Source organism: Brucella sp. TWI432, from assembly GCF_039674445.1.
GTDB classification, from domain to species: Bacteria; Pseudomonadota; Alphaproteobacteria; order Rhizobiales; family Rhizobiaceae; genus Brucella; species Brucella chromiisoli.
Genome location: NZ_JBDJNL010000001.1, coordinates 944,945 through 960,839, shown reverse-complemented (window position 1 = coordinate 960,839; position 15,895 = coordinate 944,945). Strand labels below are relative to the sequence as shown.

Here is a 15,895-nt window from a genome sequence, read left to right as displayed (position 1 = left end):
TGAACCTGTGTCATCGTGGAATTTAAGTAAAAAATCGCTCTGCATCGTCTCGCAAAGCCTGCTTGCCCTTCTTTTTATCATTGTTGCAGCCCTACCCTCGAATGCGCAGGATGCGCCTTTGCGGCAGGTGAAGGTTGGCGTTTATGTCAGCGAACCATTCGTCAACAAACAGGGCGAGACATTCAATGGAATGGCGATAGACCTCTGGAACGACATCGGCGCGCGTTTGGGGCTTCTCTCACGGTTTATCGAATATCCCAACTATTCCGCGCTCGTGGAGGCCGTATCCAAAAATGAGGTCGACGCGGCTGTCACCAATCTCACCATCACAGAAAAACGCGCGGAAGTGGTTGATTTTACGCATCCATGGTTTGACGCCGGTCTGCGTATCATGGTGCACACGCAAGCTGGCAATGGCTGGGAAGACCTGATCAGCGATCTTGAAGATGCCGGTCACCTGGCAACCTATGCATGGATTGGCATTGTCATCCTGATTGCCACGATTCTGCTGACGATCTTTGATCGCAAATTCGATCAGAATTTCCCACGCCGTTGGATGGAAGGTCTGGCCGAAAGCTTTTATCATGTGGTTTCGCTTGCCACATCCGGCAAAAGCACGCGCAAAAATCTCTTTGGCTGGGCGGGTCGAATATGGCAGGCTTTCTGGCTGATCTTTGGCATCGCCCTCGTTGCCTATGTAACATCGTCCGTCACAAGCGTCATGACTGTTGCCCATATATCCAATAATATCAATAGTCTGTCTGATTTGCAGAATAAGACTGTCGGCGTACGGACGGGAAGCATTGCACAGCAGCTTTTGCAAGCCCGCTCTATATCGACTGTAACTTTCGACCATCTTCCAGAGGCTGTCGCGGCACTCACCAATGATGAAATTTCAGCAATTGTCGCCGATAGCCCGGTGCTGGAATATTATACCCACAGACATGCAGGCGAACCGGTAGAAATCGTTGGAAACATATTCAGCCCTGATAAATACGGTTTTGCTTTCCCGCGTCACAGTGATCTCGTAAAACCAGCTTCAATCGCGATCATCAGCTTGCAGGAGAATGAAGAACTGACGGCTTTGAAAAACAAATATTTCGGGCCACAGGAATAGTTACGACTTCACCATTTGATGTGTGTTTTCGGCTTTCCAAAAAATGATTATGATTCTTTAACCGATGCTGTAGAACACCGTCGAGTGCATAAAACTTATCGGCGAAAGACAAACTCTGATAAGTTTTATGCGTTGCGTAAAAAGCCTTAGAGCGCCGACCTGATTCATAGAGATCAAGATGCGCTCATGAATTCAGGTGCACAATGCACCAAAGGAAAATGCCATGATGAACTGGATATTCGTGTTGCAGGGTGTCATCGCCGTTGGGCTGGCAGGCTTCGCCATTGCCGTCATTCTGCGTCACCGCCGCCGCTAACCCATTTCCTGTTTTGATTGAAACGCAGGAAATGCTGTCTCCATTGGTTTTCACGCATTGTCCTACGCAAAACCGCGGCGCACTTTTGCTGGAAATGCCTTAGCTATTTATTTTACGCATTGTCCTGCGCAAAACCGCTGCGCACCTTTGCTGGAAATGCCTTAGCTATTTATTTTACGCATTGTCCTACGCAAAACCGCTGCGCACTTTTGCTGGAAATGCCTTAGCTATTTATTTTACGCATTGTCCTGCGCAAAACCGCTGCACACTTTTGCTGGAAATGCCTTAGCTATTTATTTTACGCATTGTCCTACGCAAAACCGCTGCGCACTTTTGCTGGAAATGCTCTAAATCACCGGCAATATGACTGCCAACGGGAACCTCTTACACATCTTCATCGTTTATTAACCAATAGAGTTGTTCAGGGAACCCTCCGATGAGACCTTCTTTCAAAGTAGTACTCTTGGTTTTAGGCGTCTTTTCCGCGAGCACTGCGCAGGCAGCAAATGCGATTGTAACAACCAATCTGAATGTTCGCACTGGACCGGGCACGGGATATGCCGCTGTTGGCAGTGTTCCGAGCCGGTCCCCTGTCACTGTTCAGGCGTGCACTTCCGGCTATGGCTGGTGCCAGATCAATTATGGCGGATTATCTGGCTGGGCATCCTCACGTTATCTCGCCATGCGCGAAGGTTCGAGTGGCGGTTACTCAAATAATTTTGGCAATACAGCGGCGCTCATCGGTATTCCGTTGATTGCCGGTGCCGCCCTTGGTGCAGCGCTTAATGATCGCTATGACCGGTGGGACAATCATCGTTATGAGCGACGAAACTGGAACCGCGGTCGTTGGGACCGCCGCAACAACTGGGATCGGGGACGCAACTGGGATCGACCTTATAGGGGCGACCAACGTTTTCGGTTGAGATCCAGCGATAGAGGCGATGGCCCGCGAGGACAATAGACTTAATTTTGCTGAATACAAAACGCCGCAATGTATGCGGCGTTTTTTTATTGTAGAAGCATCAGATGTGGCGACCGAAACCGTTCTTTTTAGAACATAGTCCGACCGGAGCGAAGCGAAGATCGATAAGATTATGCTTGAAAAAGAAAACCTTAGAGCACTGATCCCATTCATTCAGATCACTGCTCTCAATGGAAATCCAAAGCTGCAACCAAGAAGAAGAGTAGGCTCACCTACCGTTCACGAACCGACAGTTGTCATAATCCATGGCACTGCGGCAACTCATAATCGGGATAAAATTATGTCTGATGAAATCGTACGCGACAGCAACGGCACGCAACTCAACGATGGCGATTCTGTTACCCTGATCAAGGACCTGAAGGTAAAAGGTACATCCACCACCCTCAAGCGCGGAACACTCGTGAAGAATATTCGCCTCACGGGCAACCCCGACGAGGTTGATTGCAGCACCAAACAGGTCAAAGGACTTGTTCTGCGCACCGAGTTTTTACGCAAGGCGTAAACGCGCCGCCTGCCTCGTTATAAGTGTTGAAACTGTAGCGCGCTACGATGCATTCTTGCGCGCTACACACGTTAAAACCGGGATAAAAATGACGGCAACCAATAATTTTAATGGAAATTTTGACTTAATCTGATCTATTCTTCCTTCAGGGAGAAGGTCGCCTTTCCGTAATAAAGGCGAAGAAATATTCAGCATACTAATTTGAACTTTATCGCGTTTTTTGCGAGAAATTGAAGATGCCCGTGGGATATTTTCTTCTGCTTCGGGTCGAATTTCGTGCCTCATTATAAAACACAGCGTCCGAGACATGAGGATAAGGTGCGGCGTTTAGAAGCACTCAAAAATAGAGTTTTGATAATTAGCAGTATATAATATCCAATAAGCATAATTATAAAACAGCTTTTCATGCGTCCGATGTCAGGCAACCAGAACTTTGTAAAGTAAAGCTCTGTGATTACGGACTAGAAAAGGAGGGGGACTAGTCGTGGTAAACGATCTGGTAGTTGATCTTTCACGCATTCAATTTGCTGCAACAGCCTTATATCACTTTCTTTTTGTGCCACTGACATTGGGCCTGACTATTCTGGTCGCCATTATGGAGACGGTTTATGTCACAACAGGGCGTGAAGTTTATCGCCGTATGACGCAGTTCTGGGCAAAACTGCTTCTGATCAATTTTGCACTCGGCGTGGCAACGGGTCTTACGATGGAATTCCAGTTCGGCATGAACTGGTCATTCTATTCCAGCTTTGTGGGCGATGCGTTTGGTACTGCATTGGCCATTGAAGGGCTGATGGCATTTTTTATGGAATCGACGTTCCTTGGACTGATGGTGTTTGGTTGGGATCGTCTGACCAAAATGCAGCACCTGGTTGTCACCTATCTGGTAGCGCTTGGCTCAAACCTTTCTGCTTTGTGGATTCTTGTCGCCAACAGCTTCATGCAGAGCCCCAAAGGGGCGGACTTCAATCCTGTTACCATGCGTATGGAGCTCAGTAGCTTCTTCGATATGTTCTTCAACCCGGATGCGCAGGCGAAGTTTGTGCATACCGTCCTTGCCGGATATGTCACCGCTGCAATTTTCGTTTGTGGTATCAGCGCTTTTTACATGTTGCGCAACCGCCATATGGATATTGCCAAGCGTTCGTTCCGCATTGCCGCGTTGTTTGGCGTGCTTGGAACCGGTGGTGTGCTGACGCTTGGCGATGCGCTGGGTTTTGTCGGCGCCCATGCGCAGCCCACCAAGCTTGTCGCGATGGAAGCGCTCTGGGAAACCGAAGAAGCGCCGATGGCTTTTAATGCCATCGCAATTCCCTCACAAAGCGAACAACGCAATCTGTTTGCCGTTAAAATCCCGGCAATGCTTTCCATCCTCGTGACGCACTCGCTGGAAGGAACCGTACCGGCTGCGGATGTGCTGGAGGCGCGTGCCAAAAAACGCATTCTGAACGGTATCCCCGCAATCGAGGCCATGCAGATTTTGAGCGCAAATCCGACGGATGCGGTAGCCCTTGCCAAGTTCGATCTGCATAAGGATGATCTCGGCTACGGCTTTCTCGTTCAGCGTTATGCACCTGACGGCGACATCACACGCATAACGGATGCCGATATCGACAGAGCAGCAAAAGACACGATACCTGAAGTCTGGATCATCTTCTGGTCGTTCCGCATTATGGTAGGGCTTGGCCTGCTGATGCTCGGTTATTTCGTCCTATCCTTCATTCTCACGCTGACCAATTCCGTCCATCATTATCGCTGGTTCCTGCGCGCTTCGGTGTGGATGATCCCGGTGCCGTTTATTGCCTGTGAAATGGGCTGGCTGGTTGCGGAAGTCGGGCGACAACCCTGGACGGTCTATGAGGTGCTGCCGACATGGCTGTCAGCATCAACCCATACGGTCGGCTATATGATCGTGTCACTGTCAGGCTTCATCCTGCTCTACACAATCTTCGCCATCGTCGAATTGTTCCTCATGCTTCATTTCATCCGCAAAGGCCCGGATGGGCCGGAAGAAGCAAGCCCTGCAACCTCATCAGCTCCGGCTGTGGCTTATTAAGAAGGAGGTTCTGCCGTGGATATTTATTTCGCGCTTCAACTGATCTGGTGGGCTCTTCTCGGCGTGCTGCTCATGGGGCTTGCCATCATGGTCGGTATGGACATGGGTGTGGGTACGGTGCTGCGTTATGTCGGACGCAGTGACACCGATCGCCGCGTGGCCCTGAACATCATCGGCCCTCACTGGGATGGAAATCAGGTCTGGTTTATCCTTGGTGGTGGCGCCATCTTTGCCGCTTGGCCACTGGTTTATGCCACAGCCTTCTCCGGCTTTTACATCGTCATGCTGGTTCTGCTCTGGAGCATGATCGTCCGGCCGCTTGGATTTGAGTATCGAAGCAAATTGCCATCGCCACGCTGGAGAAATGCCTGGGACTGGTGCCTTTTCATTTCCGGGTTTGTGCCCATGCTGGTGTTTGGTGCCGCTATCGGCAACGTCATTCAGGGCGTGCCCTTCAATTTCGACTGGCGGATGACGTCCTATTACACCGGCAGCTTCATCGAACTGTTCAATCCGTTCGCAATTCTTTGCGGGCTTCTATCCGTGTCGCTGTCCATTTACATGGGCGGAGCGATGCTCATGAGTGGCGGGCTTGGCGAACTTGCGCAACGCGCACGCAAAGCGGCGTCGCTCGGTGGCGTTCTGGCGATTGTTCTGTTCAGTATCGGCGGTTTGTGGGTTTCGGGCATGGATGGATATCACATCGTTCAAGGCCCAAATCCGGGCGTGCCGCAAACACCGCTTCATCAGGTGGTCGAGCGTATACCGGGTGCGCTTTTGTCCAATTTCCATAGCTACGCCATTTTATGGGGCATCCCTGCCCTTGCCTATTTTGGCATTGTTTTTGGACTTCTGGCGATTGCCGCACGCCGCGCTGTGCTCGGATGGTGGCTTGGCGCAATTGCATGGATTGGCGTCATCGCCACCGCAGGCGTTGCCATGTTCCCGTTCCTGATGCCTTCAAGCACTCAGCCGTCCCACAGTCTGACCGTGTGGAATTCCGGCTCAAGCCAGCTGACACTGATGTGGATGCTTGGCTTCACCGTTATCTTCATGCCGCTGATCGTTATGTATACGAGCTGGGCCTTCTGGGTTATGCGCGGCAAGGTGGATTCCGAGCAGGTCAAGGCCTCTCACCACGCATTTTAAGGAGACCATGATGAGCGTATTCTGGCGTTTTGTGCTGGCAATGATCATCGCGGTCATAGCCATTCTTGTTGGCATTATTCTGGGTGATTACGGGCCTTGGTATTTGTCGTGGCTTCTTGGCACAGGATTTATGATCCTTGTCGCAGCACTCGGCGGCGTTTTGTTCGAAGAACAGGAGGATGGCGCGCACAAAGAGTCCGACGGATCTGAAAAAAAGAAGTCAACAACGACCCCGAGACAACTCGAATACTAGTGGTCTGTATGCCCACCGGCGGGAACTGTTTTACGAAAGCTCTTCCGGGCAACCCGCTGGCGTCCGGAACCTTGTGCTGAGGAGATTACGCATGGCTTCAGACATTTCGCGTCGCGATTTTATCAAACTTGGCAGTGTTGCTGGCATAACCATCATGCTTGGACGCGTTCCTGTTGCAAACGCACTGGAAGTCCATTCGGGACCGACATCGACGGATTGGATCGGCAAGGATGGCAAGGCGCGCTTCCGGTGGGATGGCGTGCGCAAGGTGACAGGGCAGAAGAATTTTGCACGGGACTATCGTGCACGCAACATTCCGGGATGGCCGAAACAGCAAAGCCATGCCTTCATGCTCAAGGCGACCAAAGCAGACCGTAGTTTTGAAGGCGTTGACCTTTCCATCCTTGGTGCTGATCTGCAACCAGACAAGCTTCTCCTGCAGGAAGATCTGGCCCGCGACGGGCTGAATATCCCGCAGGATACCAATATGGGCAAAGGCTTTTACGGCTACAATATTCTGGTGCCTAAAGGTGAGACACCACCCATTCTGGGGCATCCCGTTGCTATCCTGATTTATAAGGATTTTGATCGCTTCGATGCTGCAAAGCGGCTTTTGCGCTTTGAAGACCGTGCGGTTGTTTACGGCGCAGAAACCGGCCCCAGACCACCAGCCAATTACGGTGCCGGTCGCTATGTGCGTATTGGCGGCGACACACCTTATGACGCGTCAAAGTTTTCGCCATTTCAGGATGCTGGAATCAAGGGTGGATTTGACGGAAATACGCCTGTCTGGCCGCCTTATGCGCCCGAAAAAGCGGTCGCCGTTCCGCCTGTCATTCGCAAAGACAGAGGCGGCGGTTTCATTGAAGCGCTGCAACGCGCAGATGAAAAGCCGGATACACAGGGTATTGCCATGGACTATGCCCGCGCAATTTCCGATGAAATTGATGCCGCGCGCAACAATCCCGACAAGTTTGTGCTGGAGCGGCATGGTTTTTCGCAATCCATCGATCCATGCGCGATGGAACCGGACAATTGCAATGCGTGGTATGATGCATCCACCAAAACCATGCATGTGATGACCGCAACGCAATCGCCGACCGGCATTGTGAATGCCGTTGCGATGCTTGCCAAAAACAACAAGCTTTTTCCGGTCGAAAACATCGTTCTTCTGACCGGATCAACCGTCGGCTACGGATCGAAAGATTATTCCGTATTTCCGTTCTATGCGATGGCAGCGTGTTTTTATGGCGATGGCCGTGCCGTCCGCATGGCCAATGATCGTTATGAACAGTTCCAGATGGGCATGAAGCGCCATGCGGTCGAGATGGATGTCTCCATCCTTGCAGACCGCAAGACGGGCAAGTTTGAGGTGCTCAAAGGCTTTTACAGCTGCAACGGCGGTGGTCGTGAAAATCTGTCTGTTGCGGTTTCACATGTGGCAGCGCGTGGCGCACAATCGATCTACTATTTTCCTAAATCCGATTTGACGGCGCTGGCCATGGCGACACCCGCCGTTGAGGCCGGTTCCATGCGCGGATTTGGTTCGCTGCAATCCATGGCCGTGACGGAACTGATGGTCGATGAAATTGCAAATGAGCTCAAAATCGATCCGATTGAGCTGCGCCGTCGCAATGCAATTCTGGAAGGCTATCCCAATACGCAGGGTGGCATTATCGCCGGCGACCCGCGCAATGTTGAAATGCTTGATCTGGCAGCAAAACACCCGCTCTGGCAAAACCGCGAGAAAGCCAAGGCGGAATTTGAAGCAGCAAACCCCGGCAAACTTTATGGCGTGGGCTTTTCGCAGGTACAGCAGGTTTATGGTTCCAGTGGCGTTCCAACCGCTTTGGTGCTTGAATTTGATGCGGATGGTCAATTGACCATGCGTCATTGCGTGCAGGAAATCGGAACCGGCGGCACCACAGCGCAGCAGGTGATGATCTGGCAGGCATTGGGCAAGGCGCCTGATATTGTCGATTTCGGCGTGACCGAGTTTGAGCAACTGCCCCTACACACCAGTTATGCCGATCAGAAAAAACAGGACGAGCTCGCCAAGAGTGATCCGTACTGGACGCCTGCGCTGATCCCCGACATGAGCTCTTCCAGCGGGGTTTATTATATTGGTTTTGGAACGCGCCAGGCTGGCCGTTTCCTGCTCGAAAACAGCCTGTGGCCTGCCGCAAAGGCGCTCTGGAGCGAAGGGGTTGGCGGTGGTCCGCTTCAAAGCCTCAATGTGGAACTGTCGGATATTCGTGTCGGGCCCGATGGTATCGGTGGCGGCGGTATGAAGCCGATCCCGTTTGAGCGACTGGCAAAAAAAGCCCACGAAATGGGGCTGATCACCGGTGTGGCTGTTCATGCCTATAGTAGCTGGCAATGGTCGAGGGCTGAATTCGACATTCCAACGGTTGGCAACAGAACGCTGCCGCTTGATGCTATTGCCGTGCGCTATGGCGATGGTGCGTCTGAGGAACTCAAAAGCCGAATGACCACAGCAGGTTATGAGTTTATCAAGCGAAAGATCGCCTATTACCCGCCCACAAAACGTGCGGGTGCTGATCCCACAACTGTGACCCCAGCAGCCTGCCTTGTTGAACTCAATGTCAATGCCTTTACCGGTCAGGTGCAGGTCATGCGCCATCATATGATGATGGCACCAGGCACGATGATTGTGCCGGAACTGGTATCGGGCCAGATACAAGGCGGCACCGCGATGGGGCTGGGGCATGCATTGATGGAAGAAATGCCGCTTTATGATGATGGTCCCGGCAATGGCACATGGAACTTCAATCGCTACACGCTCCCCCGCGCCAAAGATGTGGCAGTCTGGAACCAGACCACGGATTATCTTCCACCACTGTCAGAGACATCGCCCCCCAAGGGCATGGCTGAACTGGGCATGATCCCGATTTTGCCGGCAACCAGCAATGCGATTACCCATGCCACCGGAAAGCGGTTCTATGAATTCCCGATCACACCGGAAAAGATAAAGAGGGCCTTGTCATGAGCATCGAAAAACGTCCGTTGTCGCTGACTATCAATGGCAAGCCAATCGGCCCGGTTGAGGTTCCGGTTGGCATGCCAATGATTGATTTTCTGCATGAATATCTGGATTTGACCGGAACGCATTTTGGTTGCGGTCAAGGTATTTGCCATGCTTGCACTGTCATGGAATTGCAGCCTGACGGTAGCAAAACAGAAAGCCGTACCTGCATTTACGATGCTCATTTCTTCAACGAGAAATCGATCATCACAATCGAAGGTCAGGCCGAAACGGATGCCGATGGCAAGGTTTTGAAGCTGACACCCATTCAGCAGGCTTTCATTGACCACTTCTCTTTCCAGTGCGGATATTGCACGCCGGGCTTTGTGGCGGGAGCGACTGTTTTCATTGATCAACTCAAGCGCCAGCCTGTCCGGCGCGAAGATCTTGAAGGCGCCATAGAAGAAGCGCTGGACGTCCATATCTGCCGCTGCACAGGCTATGTGCGTTATTATGAAGCCATCCGCGATGTGGCGCTTGCCACACCCGGTTGCGTGATCGGATAGGAGTTCCAACGATGAAAAGCCATAGATTGCGTAATTCGATCTTAGCCATCATCGTGTTGGGCGCAGTGGTTGCGCTTGCCATTCTGTTTGGCCTTTTCCGCATGTCGAGCGTTGCTCCACAGGCAGAGCAAGCGATGTCACCGGAGCAGATGAAAGATCTGATCCCGCGCGGACGCGAACTTGCACTGGCTGGCGATTGCTTTGGCTGCCACTCTTTGCCCGAAGGGCCAATGGCGGCAGGTGGTGTGGCAATCGGCACACCATTTGGCACTGTTTATTCCACGAATATCACCCCGGATAAGCAGTATGGTATCGGCAATTACACACGTGCGGACTTTCATCGCGCACTGCGCGATGGAATAGCGGCAGGTAAGGGCAATCTGTATCCGGCAATGCCCTTTGTCGATACACATATCACCACGCCTGACGATCTGGATGCGCTCTATGCTTATATGATGAGCATCCCTGACATGCCGGTCGCCAACAAGGAAAACACCGGCGTATTCGTGCTGCCAGTGCGCCCGTTTATGAACTTCTGGACGTTGCTGAACTTCCCGGATCGCAAAGCACCGCATAATGAACAGCGTTCGGCAGAATGGAACCGTGGCGCTTATCTTGTCGAGGGCCTTGCCCATTGCGGTGCCTGCCATACGCCACGCAATATCATGATGGGCAGCGACTTTTCCCGCGCTCTGCAAGGTGGGGAAGTTGATGGTATGGCTGTCCCTGATATAACCACTGCTGCTCTGGCCAAACATGGCTTTGATGTCGAGACACTGAGCCAGTATCTGCAAACCGGCATCGCCCCTCAGGGCACTTCGTTTGCCGGCATGAACACCGTGACGCATTTTTCTACAAGCGTTATGGAAGCCGACGACGTCAGGGCGATTGCAACCTATCTGTTGACCGATGAACAGGGCAATATCGCCAAAGCCTCTGCACCACCTGCGCCCTTACCGGAAGCCGCGTCCCCTGCCCCCGGAAGTGTTATGGATACAGGCAGACTTGCCTACATATCGGCCTGCTCCGGCTGCCATGGTGTGAACGGCGAAGGCATCCCGAATGTGGCGCCCTCTATGAAGGGCAATGCAACGCTTGCGATGGATAATCCGCAGACACTGATCAATGTTGTGGTCAACGGCATTCCAACGCAGACTTTCACCAATGGTCAGCGCATGTATGCCATGCCGCCTTTTGCACATCGTATGGATGACCCCGAGATTGCGGCACTCATAAGCTGGATCAGAGCTGAATGGGGTGGGCAAAGCACACCCGTTACTACGCAAGCGGTGGCGGCGCAGGAAAGCGCAGTCGATTAAGAAGAGGCGGGTCTGGAAAAACAGATCCGCCGCTATAAGAAATTTCTACAAAAATACATGGCCAAACCCAAAGACTGTAAGCTGTTTTGTAATGCTATCGGATCACGCCGGAGGGCATAATGGATTCACATATTTCACGTCGTAATTTTATCAAGCTGGGAACAATTGCCGGCATTGCTGTGATGATTGGACGCCTGCCCGCAGCACATGCAGAAGAGGTACAATCCGGCCCAAGCGCGTCTGACTGGCTGGGCCAGGATGGAAAGGCACGCTACCGCTGGGATGCCATTCGTAAGGTAACGGGTGACAAGACCTTCTCACGCGATTATCGCGCCCGCGATCTCGAAGGCTGGCCAAAAGATCAGGCGCATGCCTTTTTTATCAAGGCGACTAAAGCCGATCGCGCATTTGAGATGGTGGACCTCTCGGTTCTGGGTCCCGATTTACAACCTGATCGCCTGATCCTGCATGAAGACCTTGAACGCGATGGCATTCTGGCTCCGCAACCCGAAGGGCTGGATGAAGGCTTTTATGGAAAGTATTTTCTTTTGCCCAAGGGCGAGACCGCGCCCTTGCTCGGACAGCCGGTTGCCCTGCTCATTTACCGCGATTTTGATCGCTTTGATGCTGCCAAACGCCGTTTGCGCTTTGAAACGAGCGTGGTGAAATATGGTGCTGAAACAGGACCAAAGCCACCAGCCAATTACGGCGCGGCCCGTTATGTGCGCATCGGCGGGGATAAGCCGTCAGCCTCATCTGTTTTTTCGCCGATTCAGGATTCGGTGATCTGGGGCGGCTTTGACGGCAACACGCCAACATGGCCATCAGAAAGCGCAACGGGCGTTTTCGTCCCCACTTCGGTGACCACCAAACATCGCGGCGGTGGTGGCGTGCGTGACCCGCTTGCTGTCGCGCGTGAAAACTATGAACCAATGCAGCGCGGCATGAATGCGGCTGCCGACATCGAAAAAGCCATTGATGCTGCACGCAAGGACGACAGAAAATTTGTGTTGGAGCGGCACGGCTTTTCACAGTCCATTGACCCGAGTGCCATGGAGCCTGATAACGGCAACGCCTGGTATGACGCCAGCACCCGGTCGCTTCATTTGATTGTCGCCGCACAGTCACCTTTTGAAGTGGCGCGGGTCGCGGCATTGATCGTCAAGGACAACAAGCAGTTTCCCGTGGAAACGATTAAGCTTTTGACGGGAACAACAGTCGGGTATGGCTCAAAAGATCATTCGATCTTCCCCTTCTATTCTCTCGTCGCGTGTTTATATGGCGGTGGTTTGCCCGTGCGGTTGGCCAATGATCGTTACGAACAGTTTCAGCTGGGGATGAAACGCCATTCGATCGAAATGGATGTAACAATCGTTGCTGATCGCAAAAGCGGAAAGTTTGAAATCCTGAAAGGATTTTACAATTGCAACGGTGGCGGGCGGGCCAATTTCTCATTCTCAGTCGCACAGGTTGCTGCCACCGCCGCACAATCTATCTATTATTTCCCGCAATCGGACCTCACAGCCATAGCGCTTGCGACACCAGCCGTCGAAGCCGGTTCCATGCGCGGCTATGGCACCATTCAGGTCATGAGCATCACCGAATTGATGGTGGATGAAATTGCGGATGAATTGGGTATCGATCCCGTGGAATTGCGCCGCCGCAATGCCATGCATGCCGGTGATGAAAACACCCAGGGCGCACAACCGCTCGGCGATTTGCGCAATGTGGAAATGCTTGATCGTGCCGCAAACCACCCTCTGTGGCTTAACCGGGAAAAAGCCAGAGCCGAGTATAATTCAGCCCATCCCGGCCGACTTTACGGGGTTGGGTTTGCGCAGGTGCAAAAAGATTATGGCTCCGGTGCAGACACAAGTGCCTTAGCCCTCGAATTTGACGCAAATGGTCAATTGACAATGCGCCATTGTGTGCAGGAAATCGGCACTGGTGCCACGACTGCACAGCAGGTTATGGTCAGAAAAATGTTGGGCAAGGTGCCTGATGTCGTCGAATTTGGCGTGACTGAATTCGCTGAGCTGCCCATGGTCAGCAATTTCTCGCCCTACACAACCACCCAGCCCCAACAGGATGAGCTTGAGAAGGACCCATTTTGGGTGCCGTTCACACTTCCGGCGATGAGTGCCTCCAACAGCGCTTATTTCCTTGGTTTTGGCACACAGCAAGCTGCACGATTCCTGTTTGAAAATACGCTCTGGCCTGCTGCCCGCGCGATCTGGAGCGAAGGCGTTTCAGGTGGGCAGATAGCGAGCGGTGTGATGACACTCGGCGATCTTCGTGTTGTGGAGGGCGGCATTGGCGGCAGCGGCATGGAAACACTGTCGTTTGAACGCCTTGCCAAAAAGGCGCATGAAATGGGGCTGATTACCGGTGTAGCGCTTCATTGTTTCAGCCGGTGGGAATGGGCCACTGCCGCATTTGATATACCCGGCACAGGAATCCGGGAATTGCCTGTCGACCTTCTCGCCGTGCGTTATGGCGATGGCGCTTCCGACGATCTCAAAAGCCGCATGACGACCGGAGGCTATGATTTCCTCAAACGCCGCAGCGTCAACTATCCGCCTGTTCAGCGCAACAATGCCGGTGTCACAACCTATACGCCTGCGGCCTGTCTTGTGGAATTGAACGTCAATAGCTTTACCGGTGAAGTGGAGATTATGCGGCACCACAGCCTGCTTGATCCCGGAAGCATTATCGTTCCACAACTGGTTTCAGGCCAGCAGCAAGGCGGTGTCGCGATGGGTATTGGCCATGCTTTGATGGAGGAACTGCCGCTTTATGATGATGGTCCGGGTGACGGGACGTGGAATTTTAATCGCTATACGCTCCCACGCAGTAAGGATGTCGCGGTTTGGACCCAGACAACGGAATATCTCGACCCACTCTCTGACAGCTCACCGCCAAAAGGCTTGGCAGAAGTGGTCATGATCCCAATTGTCTCTGCCATTGGAAACGCCATCACCGATGCGACAGGCAAGCGCTTTTATCATTTGCCGGTCACACCGGAAAAGATCAAAAAAGCATTGGGTGAGTGAGTTTTTCGGGAACTTCGGCAAAGAGCGGGGAACGCGCATGAAGCCAACGGGACAAACTGAGTTCGCGGATACGAAAGAGGCTGTGCGCGCCGTTTCGATCAACGAAAATGACTTTCCTTTGATGCCAGCCCTATCCGCTGAATGTTGCGCTCTTGCCGTTATCGTGGGTGTTGAAGGCCCATCCTATCGCCGTTGCGGTGCTGCAATGGTGATCGATGCCTCTGGTCGTAGCTGGGGAAATCTTTCCTCCGGCTGCATCGACAAAAGTGTCGCGCTCAATGCGAAAAAGGCCATGGAAACCGGCAAAACCATGCGCGTGCGTTACGGCAGCGGTTCGCCTTATTGGGATGTTCCTCTCCCATGTGGTGGAGCGCTCGATATTCAGATTTTTCCGTTTCCTAACAAACAGCTTTTGAGTGTCGTTGCGGCGCAACTCAAGGCACGAAGGCCAGCCATGCTGAGCTTGGGGGAAGAAGGAACTTTGTCACTTAATCCGGCCGGCGTGGGCCTGCAATTAACAATCCTGCCGCAGATCAGGGTTTTGATTTTTGGGACAGGCATGGAAACAGTTTGTTTTGCCGAACTCGCGCTTGCTGCCGGTTGTCGGGTAGAATTGTTCTCGCCAGACCCGAATGTGCTGACGCGTTTTTCCTGGGCCTCGCCTCTTGTTACAAACAATTGGCCCGAGAATGTCGAAATAGACAACAGAACTGCCGTTGTAACGTTCTTTCACGATCATGATCGCGAGCCGATAATTTTATCTAAGGCACTCAGCAGCCTCGCATTTTTTGTCGGTGCGCAGGGCAGCAGACGCGCCCATGTGAAGCGATGCGAAACGCTCGGCGCTCATGATTGTTCGCCAGAGCATATCGAAAAGCTGCGTTTTCCCCTCGGGCTTATTCCATCGACTCGTGATCCCCATACGCTAGGCGTATCGGTGCTTGCGCATATATTGCAAAATGCGACGGATGGTGCGTTTTCAGGCATGCATGCAGAAGACGCGCAATGAGAGGGGCTGCAAAAATTGCAATACTTGTTTTGGCTGCTGGCAAATCCCGGCGGTTTGGCGCCGGAAATAAACTTCTTTCGCGTTATAACGGAAAACCCTTAGCAGCCCATGTGGCAGCATCCCTCCGGGGGCTGCCATTTAGTTTTGGTGTCATTGTTGCAAGCGATCCTTCGGTTGCAAGCCTATTCAGGCACACAGGTTTACGCCCTTTATTTCCCAAGAACTCATCAACGCAAAGCCAGAGCCTGAGGGCCGGATTACAATACGTAAAAAGACGCGGAGCGAGCCATGCGCTTCTGTTGCTTGGCGACATGCCATATGTCCCCAGACAACACCTGAGAACAATGATGGCGAAGGCTGGACCTCATCCACTCATGTCTCATAATGGAAAGTCGTCGCTGCCGCCGGCCTTGATACCGCGACACCTGTTTGGAAAACTCCAGCACCTGCATGGAGATACCGGTGCGGGCAGAATTCTCATGCGCCACCCATCCACTGTGCGGCTCCCGTTAGATTCCAGACAAGCAGTTGATGTTGATACCAAAACGAAATGACGATGAAATCGCTGACTTCGAATGCATTTCAAT

The 15,895-nt window shown here is 52.6% G+C and carries 12 protein-coding genes; all 12 read left to right on the top strand.

Annotated elements, in window-relative coordinates:
- The first annotated feature begins 7 nt into the window (after positions 1-7).
- The 12 genes from ABE527_RS04745 to ABE527_RS04690 all read left to right on the top strand — a co-directional run bounded on the left by ABE527_RS04745 (position 8) and on the right by ABE527_RS04690 (position 15,862).
- A complete protein-coding gene (locus ABE527_RS04745; protein ID WP_396996917.1) occupies positions 8-1,117 on the top strand; it encodes a transporter substrate-binding domain-containing protein in 1,110 nt (369 codons plus the stop codon).
- A 752-nt stretch (positions 1,118-1,869) separates the two neighbouring features.
- Positions 1,870-2,394, top strand: coding sequence for an SH3 domain-containing protein (locus ABE527_RS04740; RefSeq protein WP_499696261.1), 525 nt, complete (start codon positions 1,870-1,872; stop codon positions 2,392-2,394).
- A 301-nt stretch (positions 2,395-2,695) separates the two neighbouring features.
- Positions 2,696-2,917, top strand: a complete 222-nt coding sequence (locus tag ABE527_RS04735; RefSeq protein ID WP_094506899.1) for an alkylphosphonate utilization protein — start codon at positions 2,696-2,698, stop codon at positions 2,915-2,917.
- Between the two features lie 484 nt (positions 2,918-3,401).
- Positions 3,402-4,973, top strand: coding sequence for a cytochrome ubiquinol oxidase subunit I (locus tag ABE527_RS04730; RefSeq protein WP_499696260.1), 1,572 nt, complete (start codon positions 3,402-3,404; stop codon positions 4,971-4,973).
- 15 nt (positions 4,974-4,988) lie between these two features.
- Positions 4,989-6,122 carry a cytochrome d ubiquinol oxidase subunit II gene (cydB, locus tag ABE527_RS04725; RefSeq protein ID WP_499696259.1) on the top strand — a complete coding sequence of 378 codons (1,134 nt, stop codon included), beginning with the start codon at positions 4,989-4,991 and terminating at the stop codon, positions 6,120-6,122.
- Positions 6,123-6,132: 10 nt separating this feature from the next.
- Positions 6,133-6,375 (top strand): hypothetical protein, encoded by a 243-nt coding sequence (locus ABE527_RS04720; protein WP_499696258.1) that lies wholly within the window; start codon positions 6,133-6,135, stop codon positions 6,373-6,375.
- Positions 6,376-6,466: 91 nt separating this feature from the next.
- The gene (locus ABE527_RS04715; protein ID WP_499696257.1) at positions 6,467-9,385 is read left to right on the top strand and encodes a xanthine dehydrogenase family protein molybdopterin-binding subunit; all 2,919 of its coding nucleotides are present in this window, start codon (positions 6,467-6,469) and stop codon (positions 9,383-9,385) included.
- Positions 9,382-9,927 carry a (2Fe-2S)-binding protein gene (locus ABE527_RS04710; RefSeq protein WP_396996910.1) on the top strand — a complete coding sequence of 182 codons (546 nt, stop codon included), beginning with the start codon at positions 9,382-9,384 and terminating at the stop codon, positions 9,925-9,927. The genes ABE527_RS04715 and ABE527_RS04710 overlap by 4 nt, the downstream gene beginning before the upstream one ends.
- 11 nt (positions 9,928-9,938) lie before the next feature.
- A complete protein-coding gene (locus ABE527_RS04705) occupies positions 9,939-11,246 on the top strand; it encodes a c-type cytochrome (RefSeq protein ID WP_499696256.1) in 1,308 nt (435 codons plus the stop codon).
- Between the two features lie 119 nt (positions 11,247-11,365).
- Positions 11,366-14,299 carry a xanthine dehydrogenase family protein molybdopterin-binding subunit gene (locus tag ABE527_RS04700; RefSeq protein ID WP_499696255.1) on the top strand — a complete coding sequence of 978 codons (2,934 nt, stop codon included), beginning with the start codon at positions 11,366-11,368 and terminating at the stop codon, positions 14,297-14,299.
- A gap of 37 nt (positions 14,300-14,336) precedes the next feature.
- On the top strand, positions 14,337-15,308 hold the full coding sequence (locus tag ABE527_RS04695) for an XdhC family protein (protein WP_499696254.1): 972 nt from the start codon (positions 14,337-14,339) through the stop codon (positions 15,306-15,308).
- The gene (locus tag ABE527_RS04690) at positions 15,305-15,862 is read left to right on the top strand and encodes a nucleotidyltransferase family protein (protein ID WP_499696253.1); all 558 of its coding nucleotides are present in this window, start codon (positions 15,305-15,307) and stop codon (positions 15,860-15,862) included. The genes ABE527_RS04695 and ABE527_RS04690 overlap by 4 nt, the downstream gene beginning before the upstream one ends.
- Positions 15,863-15,895: the final 33 nt, after the last annotated feature.

Coding starts and splice junctions, on each gene's coding strand:
- ABE527_RS04740 (WP_499696261.1), top strand. CDS start 1,870: ATGAGACCTTCTTTCAAAGTAGTACTCTTGGTTTTAGGCGTCTTTTCC.
- ABE527_RS04735 (WP_094506899.1), top strand. CDS start 2,696: ATGTCTGATGAAATCGTACGCGACAGCAACGGCACGCAACTCAACGAT.
- ABE527_RS04720 (WP_499696258.1), top strand. CDS start 6,133: ATGAGCGTATTCTGGCGTTTTGTGCTGGCAATGATCATCGCGGTCATA.
- ABE527_RS04715 (WP_499696257.1), top strand. CDS start 6,467: ATGGCTTCAGACATTTCGCGTCGCGATTTTATCAAACTTGGCAGTGTT.
- ABE527_RS04710 (WP_396996910.1), top strand. CDS start 9,382: ATGAGCATCGAAAAACGTCCGTTGTCGCTGACTATCAATGGCAAGCCA.
- ABE527_RS04705 (WP_499696256.1), top strand. CDS start 9,939: ATGAAAAGCCATAGATTGCGTAATTCGATCTTAGCCATCATCGTGTTG.
- ABE527_RS04700 (WP_499696255.1), top strand. CDS start 11,366: ATGGATTCACATATTTCACGTCGTAATTTTATCAAGCTGGGAACAATT.
- ABE527_RS04695 (WP_499696254.1), top strand. CDS start 14,337: ATGAAGCCAACGGGACAAACTGAGTTCGCGGATACGAAAGAGGCTGTG.
- ABE527_RS04690 (WP_499696253.1), top strand. CDS start 15,305: ATGAGAGGGGCTGCAAAAATTGCAATACTTGTTTTGGCTGCTGGCAAA.